This is a genomic window from Micromonospora sp. NPDC049903, assembly GCF_044460945.1.
In the GTDB taxonomy this organism is placed as follows: domain Bacteria; phylum Actinomycetota; class Actinomycetes; order Mycobacteriales; family Micromonosporaceae; genus Micromonospora.
Genome location: NZ_JBITKL010000012.1, coordinates 76913 through 93035, shown reverse-complemented (window position 1 = coordinate 93035; position 16123 = coordinate 76913). Strand labels below are relative to the sequence as shown.

The window sequence follows — 16123 nt, the reverse complement described above, 5'->3', positions numbered from 1 at the left end:
CGAGGGGCCGCCGACCGGCACCCGTTACGGTGGCAGGCGTGTCGACGGCGGTGTGGGTGACGGTGTGGTCGAGCTGACCTGGCACGGTCACAGCACCGTGTGGATCGAGGACTCCGGCACCCGACTGCTCACCGATCCGCTGCTCCGCGACCGGCTCGCCCATCTGCGGCGACGACGCGGGCCCACCCCCCGGTTGACGGCCGCACCGGACGCCGTACTCGTCTCGCACCTGCACGCCGACCACCTGGACCTCGCGTCGCTGCGCCGGCTGCCCCCGGACACCCGGCTGGTGCTGCCGGCCGGGGCCGCGCCGCTGGTACGGCGGGCCCTGGGCGACGCCGCCGACCGGTACACCGAGCTGACGCCCGGCGAGTCGACCACGGTCGGCGAGGTCACCGTCACGGCGGTGCCCGCCGCCCATCCCGCCGGGCGCGGCCCCTGGTCACGCCATCGGGCATCGGCCGTCGGCTACCTCGTCGAGGGCCGGGCGCGCACCTGGTTCGCCGGGGACACCGGATTCTTCGCCGAGATGGACTCGCTCGGCCCGCTCGACCTGGCGCTGATCCCCGTCGGTGGGTGGGGGCCCACGCTCGGCCCGGGCCACCTCGACCCGCAGGGCGCGGCCGAGACGGCGCGGCGGGTGGCGGCGGCGTGGGCGGTGCCGATCCACTACGGCACCTTCTGGCCTATCGGATGCGACCGGGTCCGGCCGGACCGGTTCTTCGGGCCGGGCGACGACTTCGCCCGGCACGCGCAACGGATCTCCCCCGACACCCGGGTACGCGTCCTGCAGCCGGGTGAATCCCTCTCCGTGCCCGGCACATGACGGCGGCCCTCGGCACGCTGGCGTGGCTCACGCTGGTGGTGATGTTCGGCGCGGTCGTCCCGGTGGTGCCCACCGGTGCGGCGGTCAGCGGTGCCGCCGCCCTCGCCGCTCACCAGGACCCGGTGACCGTGCTCCTGGTCGTGCTCGCCGGGGCGCTCGGCGCGTACCTCGGCGACCTGGTGGTCTTCGCGGTGCTCGGCTGGGGCGGCGAACGCATCGCCCGACGGCTGCGCTGGCTGCGTGGGCCACAGCGGCTGGACCGGCTGTCGGCGCGGGTACGCGAGGGCGGCGTCCCGATGCTCCTGGTGTCCCGACTCGTGCCCGGCGGCCGGCTCCCGGTGCTGCTGGCTGCGGCGATGGCCGGAATGAACTGGCGGCGGTTCGCCGTGGCCAACCTGCCGGCCACCCTGCTCTGGTCGGTCGTCTACGCCATGATCGGCGTGCTCGGCCGGGCCATCTTCCCCGAGCCGTGGCAGAGCGTGCTCGCCGCGATCGTGCTGGTCCTGCTGGTCACTCAGGTGTTGAGCCGGCTGGGGCGACGCCGGCCCGAGCCGGTCCATCCACCGGCGACGCCATGACCGGTATCCGCCGTCCCGCCTCCCCCGGACGCGCCCCGGTCACCGCCGGACCGGGCCGCGTCGCCGGGTCGGAGCCGTCCACCGCCTCGGACCGGGTCGCCAGGTCGGACCGGTCGGCTGCGCCGGACCCGTTCGCTGCATAGGGCTCGTCCGCCGCGTCAGGCCCCTGCGCCGCGTCGGGGCCGTTCGCCGGGTCACCGGGCTCGTCGGGGCTGCGCAGGCCGAGCCGGGACAGCCAGTCGAGCAACTGGCGGTGCACCGCGTCCGGGCCGACCAGCTCGCCCTCCTGCGGCCAGTCGGCGGGATGCACGAGCAGCGCGTCGTTCTGCCAGCCGCCCAACCCGCCGTGGCTGCCGACCAGCTCCTCGAAGGCGGTCACCTCCTCCAGGCCGGGATCCACGGAACTGATCAGGACCAGGTCACCGACGTGGTCCATGCCCTGGTGCCGCAGCAGGTCGTGCCGGGCCCTCGGCCCGTACGGCAGCAGCGGGTCGTCGCCCTCGACGTGCCCGTCGAGCAGCCGGTGGATGCCGGAGCGCCCCACCGCCAGCGGTCCGGCGGCCGAGTCGACGACGACCACCCCGACGCCGGGATGCGCGGCCAGGCCCGCCACCAGGCCCGGCGCCGCCTCGTCGATCCGGTCACGGGTGAGCCGCCCCGGATGCCGGGTCAGATAGACCATCGCCAGGTTGCCGGAGGCCACCACCACGGTCTCCGGTTCGGTACGCCCCGACGCGGCGGCCCGCTCGTGCGCCCGGTCCGGCTCCGGCGACGGGTGGGGGCCGCGCGCCGCCTCCGGCCGGGCCCGGACCGCCATCCGGGTCGCGGTGGCGGTCACCCCGCTGCGGCCGGACACCTCGCTGAGCAGCGTGTCCACCCGGGCGCGCTCCTCGGCGTTGCGGGTGGTCTCGTGCTCGCCACCGGCGAGCGCCGCGTCCCGACCCGGCCCGCGTGGGCGGCGGCGCGGCGCCGGCACGGGTTCGGCCGCACCCGGTGTCACCAGCCGGGACACCACCTGGGTCAGGGACTCGCCGTACCGCTGGCGGAACGTGGCGCCCTGGCTCTGGCCGTGGTCGCTGAGCACCACGATGTGGTAGCGCCGCCCCGCCTCGGCGGCCAGCCGTTGCAGGATGCCGAGCGTGTGATCGAGCGACTCCAGCGCGGCCATCGCCTCCGGCCGGGCCGGGCCGGCGTGATGGGCCACCTCGTCGTAGTCGACGAAGTCGCAGAAGATGACCGGCGCGCCCCGGGCCATCTGCTCGGCGATGAGCGACACGTTGAGGTCGTTGAGCAGGCTGGCCAGCGGACGCAGCGCCAGGTACGAGCCGCCCCGGTCGGCCCGGGGCTGGACGCCGCGCACCCGTCGCCGCCGGGCGGCGTGCAGTTCCCGCAGCACCTGCCCGGCGCCGAGCACCACCGTCCGGGCGAAGCCGTACGGGCTGGTCATGAACGCCGCGTAGCCGGCCGTGGAGCGGCCGGGCAGGCCGGCACGGCTGACCGTCAACAGGGTGGTGGGGGCGTCGCCGGAGAAGGCGGTGCTGATGCTCACCCCACCGTCGCGCAGCAGCCCCCGGCCGGTGGAGAGTCGCCGCTCGACCTCGGCCGCGTCGCGGGGACGGCTGGTCACCACGAGTCGCCCGGCCGGCGCGGTCCCGTCGGGGCCGGGCGGTGCCTTCTCGTACCAGCGGTAGGCCGGTACCCGACCGAACTCGCCGTGCAGCAGACCGGCCTGGGCGGCGGGGGTGGTGGCCGGCAGCCCGGTGTGCCAGCGGGTCATCCGGTGACTGCGCGACCGCAGCCAGCGGCCCATGGTGGGCAGGTTGCCGGCGCGCACGGCCCACTGCACCACCGGCGCGGCCACCCCGTCGAGCTGGACCACGAGCAGGCCCTCGGGTGGGGCGTCACCGGCCGTGTCGCGCCGGGGCGGGCCGCTGCGACGCCAGCGCCTCCAGCGGGGGCCACCACGGTCGGTGGAGCGCCGGACCCGGCTCATCAGCCGCAGCATCTCGCTGACGAAGGTGTCGTCGGTACCCGCGTCGGCGAGCCAGTTGACGGCGGCGGCCAGCGCCACGGCGAGCCAGGCGGCGGCGAACGCGACGGCGAACCCGGCGACGTGCGCCTCGGGAGCCAGTTGCAGCGCCACGTACATCACCACGGCCTGGACGCCCACGCCGATGGCCAGCGCACCGAGCCCACCGAGCGCGGTGGCCAGGGCCAGCAGCACCGGACGCAGCACCGCACCGACGCCGGTGACCAGGGCGACCAGCCAGAGCAGCCCGACCAGGCCGCTGATGGTCACGCCGGGCAGCAGCCAGAACGTCGCGCTGAGCACCAGGAACGAGGTCGCCATGCTGCGCACCAGGGCGCGTACCCGGGCGAAGGTCGGCCGGTAGTCACGCAGCACCCGCAGGGCGACCCGGACGGGTTCGGGCAGAGCGCGGCGCTCGGCATCCACCTGCGGTTCCATGCCGCCACCATGTCACACGGCACCAACAAGATCACAAAGCCGGACCCGGGATCCCGGACGGTGGAGCGGCCGTGCCGCGCGGGACGGTCAGGGGTCGAGACTGGTGGCGGTCTCCGGCGGTCCGGACAGGCCGGTGGTGACCCAGCGGCGCTGGGTGGCGTCCCACGACAGCAGCAACCAGCCGGGTCGGTGCGGCGGCAGGTGCAGGTTCTCCAACCGCAGCGCCATCTCGGGCGTGACCCGTTCCGGCAGCCGCAGCACCACCCGCGCGCCGGGGGCGGTGAGTGTGACGGTGCCCTCGGCGCGGATCTCGTCCTGCACCTCGCGGCGGGCCCGGCGGGACAGCCTGTCCCGGATCATCTGGTAGACGTCCTCCCCCGCCTTCGTCGCCAGCGCCTGCACGAACGGCAGCAGGGCGGAGCCGGCCAGCGCACCGACGAGGAGTTCGGTGGCGCCACGTTCGGTGTCGTAGCGGGGTTCGGTCACATCGACCATCGTGTCACGGACCGACGTGCAGGAAGGGTGCCCAGAGCGTGGGCCGGTGCGGTTGCGCCGCGCGCAGCGTACGCACCGCCTGGTGCAGGGCCGACGCGGCGTCGTCGACGCCGTCGAGCCGGGCGTAGAAGTCGGCCGCGACGCCGGGGGCGACGGCGTCGTCGATCGCCCAGGCGGTGCCGACCACGTGCCGGAATCCGGCGATGTGGCAGGCACCGGCGACGTGCAGGGCCTCGTCGTCCAGGTCCTCGTGCGAGACCCCGGTGTCGCACGCCGACAGGTAGGCGATCTCGGCACCGGTCAGCCGCAGCCGGGCGATGTCGGCGACGGTCAGCGGGGCGGCGGCGTGGTCGTGCAGGACGAGGTGCCCGTCCGCACTCCCGTCGGCGGCGCTGACGGCGTGGCCGGCGAAGTGCAGCCACGGGTGCCGGGGCAGCGCGTCGAGCACGGACCGCCGGATCGCCCGCTCACCGAGGAGCACCCGGCTCGCCGGATATCGGGTGGTCAGCATCCGCACCTCGGCCGGCACGTTCGGCAGGTCGCCCAGTCCGGGCGTCTGTGGCAGGGCCACCACCAGCGGCGCGGCCGTCCGGGCCACCGGGCGGGACCGCCAGGCGGTGACCAGGCTGCGCACCGTCGGCGCGTACGAGGAGACCACCCGGTCCAGCACGCCCGGTCCGTCCGCCGGTCCGGCGGCGTGCAGCGGAAGGCTGGTCAGCGGCCCGGTCGGCACCCACCACACCCGGGAGCCGGGCGGCGGGGCGAGCGCGTCGAGCACCGGTGCGGCGACGGTGTCCCAGAGCCAGACCAGCGTTGCGGCGACCGTGGCCCGGGCCTCCGCGCGGAGCTGGGCGGGCAGGCTCGGACGCGTACTGCGGGCGACGGCCGCGCGCAGCCGCCGAGCCCGGTCGGTCACCTCGTCGAGGCTCAGCCGCAGCGGCACCACCCGGACCCGGCCCCCGGCGAGCACCAGGGCGTCGCACCGCAGCCCACTGATGTTGAGCACCACGACGGGACCGCGCCGGGCGATCTCGGCGAGCAGGTCGTCGACCGGGGGTGGGCGCAGGAACCCGCCGAGACCGTCGACGCCCCGGATCTCGTCCAGCAGCGCGTCCCAGTCCCGGGCCAGCGTGTGCCGGTCCTCACCGGGCAACGTCAGATCGTCCGGCCGGGAACTGAAGCCGATCCCTTCCGGCCGGTCGAACGCGCTCCGCAGCGCCTCGAAGCGGTCCGCCAGGTCGGCGCGCCGCCGCCGCAGCTCGGTCAGCTCGGTCCGGGTGTCCAGGGCGTGCCCGAGCAGCACCCCTCGGCCGTGTTCCAGCAGCCGCAGCGCGTCGAGCGGGTCACCGGCGGACACGGCGCAGGCGGCGGCGTCCCGGGCCAGACCGACGAAGGCACCCAGATGCCGCTCCCGGTCGGCGTGCGTGACGCGCCTCGGCGCGGTCCGGGGCAGCAGCTCGACCGCGAGGTGGTACGCCTGCCGGGCTTCGGCGAGGTCCTGTCCCCGGCTGCTGGCGAGGACGGCGTTGGCCCACCGCCGAGCCGCCTCGACGCGTACCCGGACCGGTGCGGTCGGGTCCCGTGCGACCCGCCGCAGGATGATGATCGCCTCCCGGTATGCCTTCGGTTCGCCGCTGACCGCCCACACCGTCAACGCGGCGGCCTCGCTGAGCAGGGCGTCGGCGCGCAGGTAGTGCCCCTCCGGCACGGCCGCCGCCGCGTCCCGGGCGGCCCGGGCCATCCGGCGGGCCTCCCGAGGGCGGGGCACCTCGGCCGCGAGCCGGGTCACCTCCGCCCGCCGGATGTTGGCGAGTACGAGCATCCGTTCCGCCCGGTTGGGGTGCCCCTCGGGGGTGGCCCGCACGGCGTGCTCGGCGAGGCGGCCCGCCTCGGCCAGGTCGGCCGGGTGCCGCCCGGCGGCGTACCGGTCGACCAGCACGAGCGCGAGGTTCGACCCGAACCGCGCCCGCAGCGGGTGCCGGTCACCGGCCGCCACCACCGCCTCGCGGCCCCGCTCGACCGCCTCGTCCAGCAGGGCCCGCTCCCGGCCGTTCGTCGAGCGGTACCGCAGTCGCAGGATCTCGGCGAGGTTGGAGAGCATCCCGGCGAGGTCGTCACCGGGTCCGGCCACCGCCACCGCCTCGCGGGACACCTCGACCGCCTCGGCGAGGGCGGACGAGTCGTCGTAGCGCAGCGACAGGGTGAGCAGCCCGTCGGCGAGGTTGGTCAGCCGGGCCGCGCGGCGTGGGTGGGTGGGGCCGGTCGCGGCCAGCGCCGCGCGGACCTGGGCCACCGACTCGACCAGGTCCGCCTCGACGCCGGTACGCCGCCAGCGCAGCCGCAGCACCCCACCGAGGTTGGCGTGGAAGGAGGGCGTGGCGGGGGTGCGCTCGTTCGGGTACATCGCCAGCGCGTCGCGGAACAGCCCGATCGCCGCGTCCAGGTCGGCCAGGTCACCGAAGCGTTCGTAGCGGGACCAGCGGACCGTCCCGAGACCGTTGGCGGCGGTGCTGCGGATGTCGACGTTCCGGGCGACCTTGAGCACCTCGGTGAAGACGGCGAGGGCGAACTCCAGGTCCGGCAGCGACCCGCCGCGCTCGTACGCGTCATGGTGCGCCTCGGCCTGCCCGCAGGCGCTGACCAGCAGGTGGTACTGCGGTGTCCCCCAGGCGTCGGGGATGCCGGTCACCGGTCGGGCGGAGTGTCGGGCTCCGACGACAGCCGGCGTGCGAACGCCTCACCCAGTGGGTCGCCGATGCGGCGGAACCACTCGGCGGCCTCCTGGTTACGGCCCTGTCCCATCAGATAGAGGGCCAGGTTGGCCTTCCCGTCGGTGCTGCCGGCCTCGGCGGCCTTGCGGAACCACTCGGCGGCCTCGTCTGTCCGGCCGGCGAGCTTGAGGGTGATCCCGAGACGGTTCATGTCCTCCGGTGACGCGCCCTCGGCGGCCTGCCGGGCCGCCGTCTCGGTGGGCAGCGGGGTGACGGTGAAGCCCGGTCCGCCGGCACCCGCTGGTCGCGCCTCACCCGCCGGTCGTCGCGCACTCGACGGTGATGCCTTCCGCTTGCGCCAAGGACCGAACACCGCGCACCCCCGAGGCATCGACTGTCGTCCAGTCTGTCACCGCTCCCGTGCGCGACGCAGTCCCCGAGGAGGAAACCCGACACTCGCCGCGTCGCGCCGCGTCACCGAGCCGGGCCGGCCCCGCCCGGCCGACGGCTTGTCACGGGGCAGCGGCGGGTCACGGGGCAGCGGCGGGTCAGCGGACGGCGGCCTCGTCGAGGTCGGCGGTGAGCGACTCCGGCGCGCGCATCCGCCAGGCGTCGGTGACCAGCTCGGCGAGGCGGTCCACCCCCACCGCCGCCAGGCGCAGCATGACCAGGGGCAGTCCGTCGTAGCCGGGGGTGGTGAAGAAGAGGTCGGGCTCGCCGAGCAGCAGGGCCTGCTTCTCGGCCTCGTCCCCGACATAGAGCACGGCCACGTCGGTGCGGATCACGCGCGGCCTGCCGGGCAGCCGCTCGGGGTAGGACCAGACGAACCCCTTGTCGGCCACCCGGAAGTCGAAGCCGTCGCTGTCGTTCTCGACCACGTGCGGCAGCGCGAGCGCCAACCGCCGGACGTCGTCCGCGTCAGCCATCGTCGTCCGCGTCAATCATCGTCGCTCGCGTCAGCCATTCCGGACCTCCTCCGCCCGCGTGGTCACGGCACGGCGACAGGCTAGTCGCCGGGTCGGACATCCCGGCGGTTCGGCTCGGCCGATTCGCCCCACAAAGGGCTAAAAGCACCGATAATCCCTCATGTACGTCTGTCGACGACGGCACCGGGAGGGCGCAGATGGACCGAGACGACGGCGGCAGCCCGCCCGCCCCGACCGCCCCGACCGCCACCGAGGCGGCCCTGACCGTCAACGGCACCGCTCACCACCTGCGGCTCGACGCCCGGGTCACGCTGCTCGACGCGCTCCGCGACGAGATCGGCCTGGTCGGCACCAAGAAGGGCTGTGACCAGGGCGCCTGCGGGGCGTGCACGGTGCTGGTGGACGGTCGGCGGGTGCTGTCCTGCCTGACCCTCGCGGCGCAGTGCGACGGCCGGGAGGTGACCACGGTCGAGGGACTCGCCGACGGCGGCCGCCCGCACCCGATGCAGGAGGCGTTCGTCCGGCACGATGCCTTCCAGTGCGGCTTCTGCACCCCGGGACAGATCATGTCGGCCGTCGCGCTGCTGCGGGAGCGGCGGGCCGCCTCCGACGACGAGATCCGGGAGTTCATGAGCGGCAACCTGTGCCGCTGTGGCGCGTACCCGAACATCGTCGCCGCGATCCGCGAGGTCGCCGGCCAGGGGGTCGGTTGACCGTGCGCGAGTTCGAGTACCTGCGGCCGGAGGACGTCGGCGCGGCGGTGACGCTGGTGAGCGAGCGACCCGCCGCCCAGTACCTCGCCGGGGGCACCACCCAGGTCGACCTGATGCTCAAGGACGGCATCCTGGACCCGGACCGGGTCGTGGACATCACCCGGCTGCCGCTGCGCGGGGTGACCACCGACGGCCGGGCGCTGCGGGTCGGCGCGCTGACCACCATGGAGGAGATGGCCGCCGACCCGACGGTGGCGGTACGGCTGCCGCTGGTGCGGACCGCGCTGCTGGCCGGGGCGTCGACCCAGCTCCGCAACATGGCCACCATCGGCGGGAACCTGTTGCAGCGCACCCGCTGCCGCTACTTCCGCGACCCGACCGTGCCCGACTGCAACAAGCGGCACCCGTCGTCCGGCTGCGCCGCGATCATCGGCGCCGGGGCCCGGATGCACGCCGTCCTCGGCGCCGGGGAGAGCTGCATCGCGCTGCACGCCTCCGACCTCTGCGTACCGCTGGTCGCGCTGGACGCCGTGGTGCACATCCGGGGCACCGACGGCGAACGGACGGTCCCGCTGACCGACTTCTATCTCCTGCCGGGCGAGCGTCCGGACGTCGAGACCGTGCTGCGCCACGGCGACCTGATCACCGCGGTCGAGGTGCCGTTGCCGCCGGAGGCCGTACGCTCCGGCTACCTGAAGGTCCGCGACCGCGCCTCCTACGAGTTCGCGCTCGTCTCGGTCGCCGCCGCCGTCACCGTCGCCGACGGCACCGTCACCGAGGCACGGATCGGTCTCGGCGGCGTCGGCACCATCCCCTGGCGGGCCCGCGCGGCCGAACGCGTGCTCACCGGCGCGCCCGCGACGCCCGAGACCTACCGGGCCGCCGCCGAGGCGGAGCTGCGAAACGCGTTCACCGTGCCCGGCACCGCGTTCAAGCCCGAGCTGGCCCGGCGCACCGTCGTCCGCGCCCTGACCGACATCGTGGGTGACCTGCCATGACGATGACCGAACCGGTGACCGTGGTGGGTGCCGGTGTCGACCGGGTGGAGGGGCCACGCAAGGTCGCGGGCGCGGCGGCGTACCCGTCCGACGTCAGCTACCCCTGCATGGCGTACGCGGCGCTGGTCCGCAGCACCGTCGCGCACGGGCGGATCGAGGCCCTCGACACCACCGCCGCCGAGGCGATGCCCGGAGTCCTGGCGGTGATCACCCATCGCGACGCAGCCCGGCTGGCCGCCGGACCCACCACGCCCATCGGGCCCACGCCACCGCCGCCGATGCAGGACGACCTGATCCGGCACCACGGGCAGTACGTGGCCGTTGTGGTGGCGCAGACCCGGCAGCAGGCCGCCGCGGCGGCCCGCGCCGTCACCGTCTCCTACCGCAGCGCCGAACCGACGGCGGCCCTGGACGACACCGAGCTGCGCGTCGACCCGTTCGGCACCGACGTCACGCGCGGCGACGCCGCCGCCGCGCTCGCCACCGCCGATGTGGTGCACGAGGCGACCTACCGCACCGCGGAGAACACGAACAACCCGCTGGGCCTCTTCACCACCGTCGCGGTCTGGGAGGGCGACACGGTCACGGTGCACGACTCCACCCAGTGGACCTCGAACACCCGAGCCACCGTCGCCGCCGTGTTCGGGCTGCCGGAGGAGGCGGTACGGGTCTACGCGAAGTACGTCGGCGGCGGCTTCGGCGCGGGACTGCGGGTGTGGCCGCACGTGCTGCTGGCGGTGCTCGCCGCGCGTACGGTGCGGCGACCGGTGACGCTGACGCTCACCCGGCCGGAGATGTTCACCGGGGTCGGGCACCGGCCGGACACCGTCCAGCGGCTCCGGATCGGCGCCCGGCGCGACGGCACGATCGTCGCGATCGACCACGAGGCGACCCAGACCGTGGCGGTGGCCGACGAGAACACCGAGCCGGTCGCGGCGGCCGGCGCGACCGCGTACGCCTGCCCGAACGTGACCGCCCGCGACCGGCAGCGACGGCGACACATCCCGTGCCCGGGGTCGATGCGCGCGCCCGGCGAGGCGCAGGCGAACTTCGCCCTGGAGTCGGCGCTCGACGAGCTCTCCTACCGGCTCGGGATGGACCCGCTGGAGCTGCGGCTGCGCAACGACGCCGAGGTCCACCCGGAGTCCGGGCTGCCGTGGTCGAGCAGGGCGCTGCGGGACTGCTACGCGGTCGGGGCACGCCGGTTCGGCTGGTCCCGCCGTGATCCCCGGATCGGCGCGATGCGGGACGGCCGGTGGCGGGTCGGCTTCGGCGTGGCCGGGGTCAGCTACCCGTGGTGGCAGGTGCCCTGCCGGGCCCGCGCCACGGTCAGCCGGGACGGCACCGCCTACGTCCGCAGCGCCGCCACCGACATCGGCACCGGGACGTACACGGTGATGCGACAGCTCTCCGCCGAACTGCTCGGGCTGCGGCTGGGCCAGGTCCGCTTCGACCTCGGCGACTCGCAGATGCCCCCGGCGCCGCAGGCCGGCGGTTCCGGGCTGACCGGCGCCCTGGGCAACGCCGTGTACGCGGCCTGCCAGGCGCTGGTCCGCGCGGTGCTCGACCTGGTCACCACCGACACCCGATCACCGCTGCACGGCTGCACGATGGACGACGTGATGGTCAACGGCGGTCGGCTGCACCATCGGGGCGACGCGCGCCGGGGCGAGAGCTTCGCCGCGATCCTGGACCGGCACGGCCTCGACGAGCTGACCACCGACGGCGCGAGCGCCCCACCCGACCCGCAGCAGATCGGGATGGCCCCGGCCGGGGCGTTCGCGGCCAAGTTCGTCGAGGTGCAGGTCGACCCGGACCTGGGACTCGTGCGGGTGCCCCGGGTGGTCTCCGTGGTCGACGGCGGGCGGATCCTCAACGAGAAGCTCGCCCGCAGCCAGATCGTCGGCGCCACCGTCGGCGGCATCGGGCAGGCGCTGCTGGAGGAGACCGTCACCGACCCGGACACCGGCCGCATCGCCAACGCCACCCTCGGCGACTACCTGATCCCGGTGAACGCCGACATCGGCGAGGTGGACGTGGTCTTCGTCGGCGGTCCGGACCGGGCCACCCCGATCGGCACCAAGGGCATCGGCGAGGTCGGCCTACCGGGGATCGCCGCCGCGATCGCCAACGGCGTCTACCACGCCACCGGCACCCGGATCCGGTCGCTGCCGATCACCCTCGACCAGCTCCTCTGACCCGCCTCCTCTGACCTGCCTCGCCGAACCCACCGCGCCGGCCGGTACGACGACGGCGGGGGCGGGACCTCTCGGTCCCACCCCCGCCGGTCAGGTGCCTGCGCTCAGGAGGTGAACTTGTCCAGGGCCAGCTCGATGGCGCCGTTGTCCGGCTGGGCGTACGACTTCAGGGTCTCCCGGTTGTAGGAGATGAAGCTCGGGCAGCGCCCGGCCGGGGCGTTGATCCGACCGCCGTCGCCGATCTTCTCGCCGGTCTGGGCGTTGTGGAAGGTCAGCGTGTAGCGGGACGAGATGTAGTCGACCGTGACCTGCTTGTCGTCGCGGTCCTTGTACTGGCACTTGCGCGGCTCGCCCTCGCTGCCCTGCACGAAGGTGAGGCAGCCGACGACCGAGACGGTCGCCCAGTCGGAGGTCCGGGCGTAGTACGGCTTGTTGAAGCCGACCGACTTGCTCAGCCAGGAACCGGGGCGGTCCGGGTTGTTGGCGAAGGTGTAGACCTTGGCGCCCTTGGCGGAGGTGTACGGCGCGGCGTTCAGCACCGGGTTGCCGTCGCAGACGGCGTTGAAGTCGCTGGAGTTGCGGGCCGTGACGGCGTTGTTGTTGCCGTTGCCGCCGTCGTTGTCCGGCTCGGCCGGCGTCGGCGAGGGCTCCGGGCCTTCGCCGCCCTCGGTGTCGCCGCCCGGCGACGGGCTGCCGCTGGTGGCGACCTGCGAGGGCTCGTCGTCGTCGCCCAGCACGAAGTAGCCGATGGTGCTGCCGCAGGCGACCAGCACCGCCATGACGGCGGCGCCGATCCCCAGACCGAGCCAGACGCCCCGGTTACCGCCGGACTTCTGCGGCTGGACGGCGTAGGGCGGAGGAGGCGGGGGCGTGGGCGCGCCGTACGGCGACGACGGGTACCCGGGGGCACCGGATCCGCTCGTGGGGTACCCCGGAGCACCGGGCCCGCTGGTGGGGTATCCCGGGGCACCGGGCCCGCTGGTCGGAGAACCCGGCGGCATCGGGTAGCCCGCCGGACTGCCGGGCGGCATCGGCGGCGGACCGACCGGGGAACCGGGCGGGGTACCCCACGGGGCGGCGTTCGGGTCCGGCTGCCCTCCGTACGGAGAGTGGCTGTCGCTCATCTGAAACCCTTGTCAAGTCGAGAGGCTCACTACCGATGATCAGGATCAGGGTAGTGAGCAGCGCAAATCCTGGTGGCACAGCTGTGCCACGGTCCCGTGGGGTGGACGCGCCGCACCCCGGAAACACTCACTCTGGGTATCCACTGTGCTGCGGTACGCCGATCTTCGAGCCGGTGCCACCGAAAATCGGGCCATCCTAGGCACTCAGCGTGATCTTTGCCATACGACAAGCGGATGCAACGATCCGGCAACGATCCGAGATATTGCCGAACTCCACATCACTACTGAGCGTGCGTTCAGGAAAGGGTTCTCCGGGTCGCGCACCCGCCGAAAGTCCGCTCCGGCGCCGAACGGTCCGGGGTGGACGGACGCGTCGGTGTGGGCCGCGCCCTGCCGGGTATCAGAGCAGTACACCGGCGACGAGGAGGACGACATGACCGAGCCCCGCTACACGCCGATCGCGTTCGCCGCGGCCGGCGATCTCGTACGCAACGACGGCGACCCGGAGGCCGGCGAGGTGGTCGGCGCGGACGACGCGGCGGCCGACGCGGCCCGGGCCGGTGCCGACATCGACCTCACCGGAGCGCAGCGGGACACCGACCCGACCCCGGTCGGCGCCGCCGACGCCGAGGCCGACCGACGCCGCGCCGCGGGCGAGCTCTGACGCAGCGCGCGACCGTGCACGGCGACGCCCCGGGAGACGCTCCCGGGGCGTCGTCACGTCCGCATCGCTTCGATGGCGCTAAATGTTGCGCCGGTGTTTCCGGCCATCGTAGGCTCCCGTGGGAGCGCTCCCGGGCCTCCGTCCTTTCTCGTCGGAGGGCCTACCCCACCACGCCCAGATTGCGACGGTTCCCATGAAGCATCCCCCGCGCCGCACCCGGCGCCTCCTGGTCGCGGCCGGTGCCGTCGGCGCGCTGACCCTCGGCACGCTGGCCGCCCTGCCCACGACCGCCGCGATGGCCGCGCCCGGCTGCTCGGTCACCTACACGACGAACAGCTGGTCCGGCGGGTTCACCGCCAGCGTGACCATCACCAACGTCGGCGACGCGGTCAACGGCTGGACGCTCGGTTTCCGCTTCCCCGACGCCGGCCAGCGCCTCGCCGAGGGCTGGTCGGCCACCTGGAGCCAGAGCGGCAGCGAGGTCACCGCGCGGAGCCTGAGCTGGAACGGATCGCTGGCCACCCGCGCCAGCACCACCATCGGCTTCAACGGCACCTTCACCGGCGCGAATCCGTCGCCGACCTCGTTCACGCTCAACGGCACGGTCTGCACCGGCTCGACCACGCCCACCACTCCCCCGCCGACCACGCCGCCACCGACCACCCCGCCGCCCGGCGGGCAGACCCCGGTGGCGATCAACGGGCAGTTGCGGGTCTGCGGGGTCAACCTCTGCAACCAGTACGGCCGGCCGATCCAGTTGCGCGGCATGAGCAGCCACGGCCTCCAGTGGTTCGGCAACTGCTACAACGACGCCTCGCTGGACGCGCTCGCCACCGACTGGCGGGCCGACCTGTTCCGGATCGCCATGTACGTGCAGGAGGACGGGTACGAGACCGACCCGGCCGGCTTCACCAACCGGGTCAACGCCCTGGTCGAGGAGGCCACCGAGCGGGGCATGTACGCGATGATCGACTTCCACACGCTCACGCCCGGCGACCCGATGCACAACCTTCAGCGCGCCAAGACCTTCTTCGCGGCGGTGTCCGCGCGGCACGCGTCGAAGAACAATGTGATCTACGAGATCACCAACGAGCCCAACGGGGTGAGCTGGTCGACCATCAAGAACTACGCCGACCAGGTCATCCCGGTCATCCGTGCCAACGACCCGGACGCGGTGGTCATCGTCGGCACCCGGGGCTGGTCCTCGCTGGGCGTCTCGGAGGGCGCCAACCACACCGAGATCGTCAACAACCCGGTGAACGCGAGCAACGTCATGTACGCGTTCCACTTCTACGCCGCGTCGCACCGGGACAACTACCGGGCCGAGGTCGAGCGGGCCGCCGCCCGGCTGCCGTTGTTCGTCACCGAGTTCGGCACCGTGGACTACACCGGTGACGGCGCCGCCGACCTGGCCAGCAGCACCCAGTGGCTGGACCTGCTCGACCGGCTGAAGATCGGGTACGCCAACTGGACGTTCTCCGACAAGGCCGAGGGCAGCGCCGCGTTGCGGCCGGGCACCTGCAACGGCAGCAACTACACGGGTACGTCCATGCTGACCACCTCGGGCGCGTTCATGCGCGAGCGCATCCGGACCCCGGACAACTTCCCGACGAGCTGACCGACGGCGGCCCCGGCGCGGATCCGCCGGGGCCGCCGCTCACCGGGCGTTCCAGTAGCCCACCCCGGTCAACTGTTGGCGGCCCACGCCGAGTCCGCGCCGGATGTGCTTGACGATGCTGCGGGCGGTGGCCGCCTCGCAGGCCACCCAGTAGTAGCCGCCGTCGCTGGCCGGCATCCCGTCGCGGACGGTGTCGACCAGGTGCTGCCCGTCGTCGCGGCGCGGCACCCACACCACCTCGTGGTGTGCACGGGCGCGGGCGGCCAATTCCTTCTCGTCCTCGTGGGCGTACTCGATCCAGACCGTCGCCGGGATGTCTTGCGCGCTGTCCAGCAGGCTGTTCACCGCCGGCAGCGAGGCCGCGTCACCGACCAGATAGAGGTGCCGGGGCGCCGGGTCGGGCAGGGCGAACCCGGTGCCGTGCACGGTGGCCTCGATGGTGTCGCCGGGGCGGGCCGCGCCGGCCCAGCGGGCGGCGACGCCGTCGTGCAGCGCGAACTCCAGGTGGAAGCGGCCGGTCAGCGGGTCCGGGTCGACGAGCGTGTACGCCCGCTGGTGCGCCCGTCCGTCGTTGTCGAACCAGAGCCGGATCCACATCGTCGGGTGGACCTCGCACTCCTGGAGCAACCCGCCACCGTCGACCAGCAGGCGTTGGTACCGCTCGTTCACCGGCGCGGAGTCCAGGACGGTCAGTCGGAAGTTCCGCCCTCCCATCGCCTTGAGGACCAGCGACTCCCAGTTCCGTTTCACCCGTGCCTCCTGCTACCGTCCGCAAAGTTAGGTTAGGTTAACCTAACTAGCCGAT

General features: G+C 73.9%; 14 protein-coding genes. 7 read left to right on the top strand and 7 right to left on the bottom strand.

Annotated features, from left to right (window positions below; translation table 11 throughout):
* Nucleotides 1–64: 64 nt before the first annotated feature.
* Together ACIBO1_RS19610 and ACIBO1_RS19605 are read left to right on the top strand one after the other, a co-directional pair.
* Nucleotides 65–826 carry an MBL fold metallo-hydrolase gene (locus ACIBO1_RS19610; RefSeq protein ID WP_396748394.1) on the top strand — a complete coding sequence of 254 codons (762 nt, stop codon included), beginning with the start codon at nt 65–67 and terminating at the stop codon, nt 824–826.
* Complete coding sequence (locus tag ACIBO1_RS19605) at nt 823–1404, top strand: DedA family protein (protein WP_396748392.1); 582 nt, start codon at nt 823–825, stop codon at nt 1402–1404. The genes ACIBO1_RS19610 and ACIBO1_RS19605 overlap by 4 nt, the downstream gene beginning before the upstream one ends.
* Here ACIBO1_RS19605 and ACIBO1_RS19600 read toward each other — a convergent pair.
* The 5 genes from ACIBO1_RS19600 to ACIBO1_RS19580 form a co-directional block, all read right to left on the bottom strand.
* On the bottom strand, nt 1337–3871 hold the full coding sequence (locus ACIBO1_RS19600) for an alkaline phosphatase family protein (RefSeq protein ID WP_396748390.1): 2535 nt from the start codon (nt 3869–3871) through the stop codon (nt 1337–1339). The two genes, ACIBO1_RS19605 and ACIBO1_RS19600, sit on opposite strands and share 68 nt — an antisense overlap.
* 87 nt (nt 3872–3958) lie before the next feature.
* Nucleotides 3959–4357: a hypothetical protein gene (locus ACIBO1_RS19595; RefSeq protein ID WP_396748388.1), complete on the bottom strand. Its 399-nt coding sequence runs from the start codon at nt 4355–4357 to the stop codon at nt 3959–3961.
* Nucleotides 4358–4370: 13 nt separating this feature from the next.
* Nucleotides 4371–7055, bottom strand: coding sequence for a CHAT domain-containing protein (locus ACIBO1_RS19590; protein WP_396748386.1), 2685 nt, complete (start codon nt 7053–7055; stop codon nt 4371–4373).
* Nucleotides 7052–7450 carry a tetratricopeptide repeat protein gene (locus tag ACIBO1_RS19585; protein WP_396748384.1) on the bottom strand — a complete coding sequence of 133 codons (399 nt, stop codon included), beginning with the start codon at nt 7448–7450 and terminating at the stop codon, nt 7052–7054. The genes ACIBO1_RS19590 and ACIBO1_RS19585 overlap by 4 nt, the downstream gene beginning before the upstream one ends.
* 175 nt (nt 7451–7625) lie before the next feature.
* A complete protein-coding gene (locus tag ACIBO1_RS19580; RefSeq protein ID WP_396748383.1) occupies nt 7626–8003 on the bottom strand; it encodes an MmcQ/YjbR family DNA-binding protein in 378 nt (125 codons plus the stop codon).
* Nucleotides 8004–8200: 197 nt separating this feature from the next.
* On the opposite strand from ACIBO1_RS19580, the gene ACIBO1_RS19575 reads away from it, so the two are divergent.
* The 3 genes from ACIBO1_RS19575 to ACIBO1_RS19565 are packed head-to-tail and all read left to right on the top strand — an operon-like array spanning nt 8201 to nt 11912.
* Nucleotides 8201–8716: a (2Fe-2S)-binding protein gene (locus ACIBO1_RS19575; protein WP_396748381.1), complete on the top strand. Its 516-nt coding sequence runs from the start codon at nt 8201–8203 to the stop codon at nt 8714–8716.
* 2 nt (nt 8717–8718) lie between these two features.
* Nucleotides 8719–9714, top strand: coding sequence for an FAD binding domain-containing protein (locus tag ACIBO1_RS19570; protein WP_396748538.1), 996 nt, complete (start codon nt 8719–8721; stop codon nt 9712–9714).
* Nucleotides 9711–11912 (top strand): xanthine dehydrogenase family protein molybdopterin-binding subunit, encoded by a 2202-nt coding sequence (locus ACIBO1_RS19565; protein ID WP_396748380.1) that lies wholly within the window; start codon nt 9711–9713, stop codon nt 11910–11912. Before ACIBO1_RS19570 ends, ACIBO1_RS19565 begins: the two co-directional genes overlap by 4 nt.
* Nucleotides 11913–12016: 104 nt before the next feature.
* On the opposite strand, the gene ACIBO1_RS19560 is transcribed toward ACIBO1_RS19565, so the two are convergent.
* Entirely contained in the window at nt 12017–13036 is a 1020-nt protein-coding gene (locus ACIBO1_RS19560; protein WP_396748378.1) for a hypothetical protein, read from the bottom strand.
* Nucleotides 13037–13469: 433 nt separating this feature from the next.
* Between ACIBO1_RS19560 and ACIBO1_RS19555 the strand changes: the two genes are divergently transcribed.
* Entirely contained in the window at nt 13470–13700 is a 231-nt protein-coding gene (locus tag ACIBO1_RS19555; protein ID WP_396748376.1) for a hypothetical protein, read from the top strand.
* Between the two features lie 193 nt (nt 13701–13893).
* On the top strand, nt 13894–15318 hold the full coding sequence (locus ACIBO1_RS19550) for a cellulase family glycosylhydrolase (protein WP_396748375.1): 1425 nt from the start codon (nt 13894–13896) through the stop codon (nt 15316–15318).
* 39 nt (nt 15319–15357) lie between these two features.
* Here the strand turns inward: ACIBO1_RS19550 and ACIBO1_RS19545 are convergent, their stop codons facing one another.
* Nucleotides 15358–16068 (bottom strand): siderophore-interacting protein, encoded by a 711-nt coding sequence (locus tag ACIBO1_RS19545; RefSeq protein ID WP_396748373.1) that lies wholly within the window; start codon nt 16066–16068, stop codon nt 15358–15360.
* Nucleotides 16069–16123: the final 55 nt, after the last annotated feature.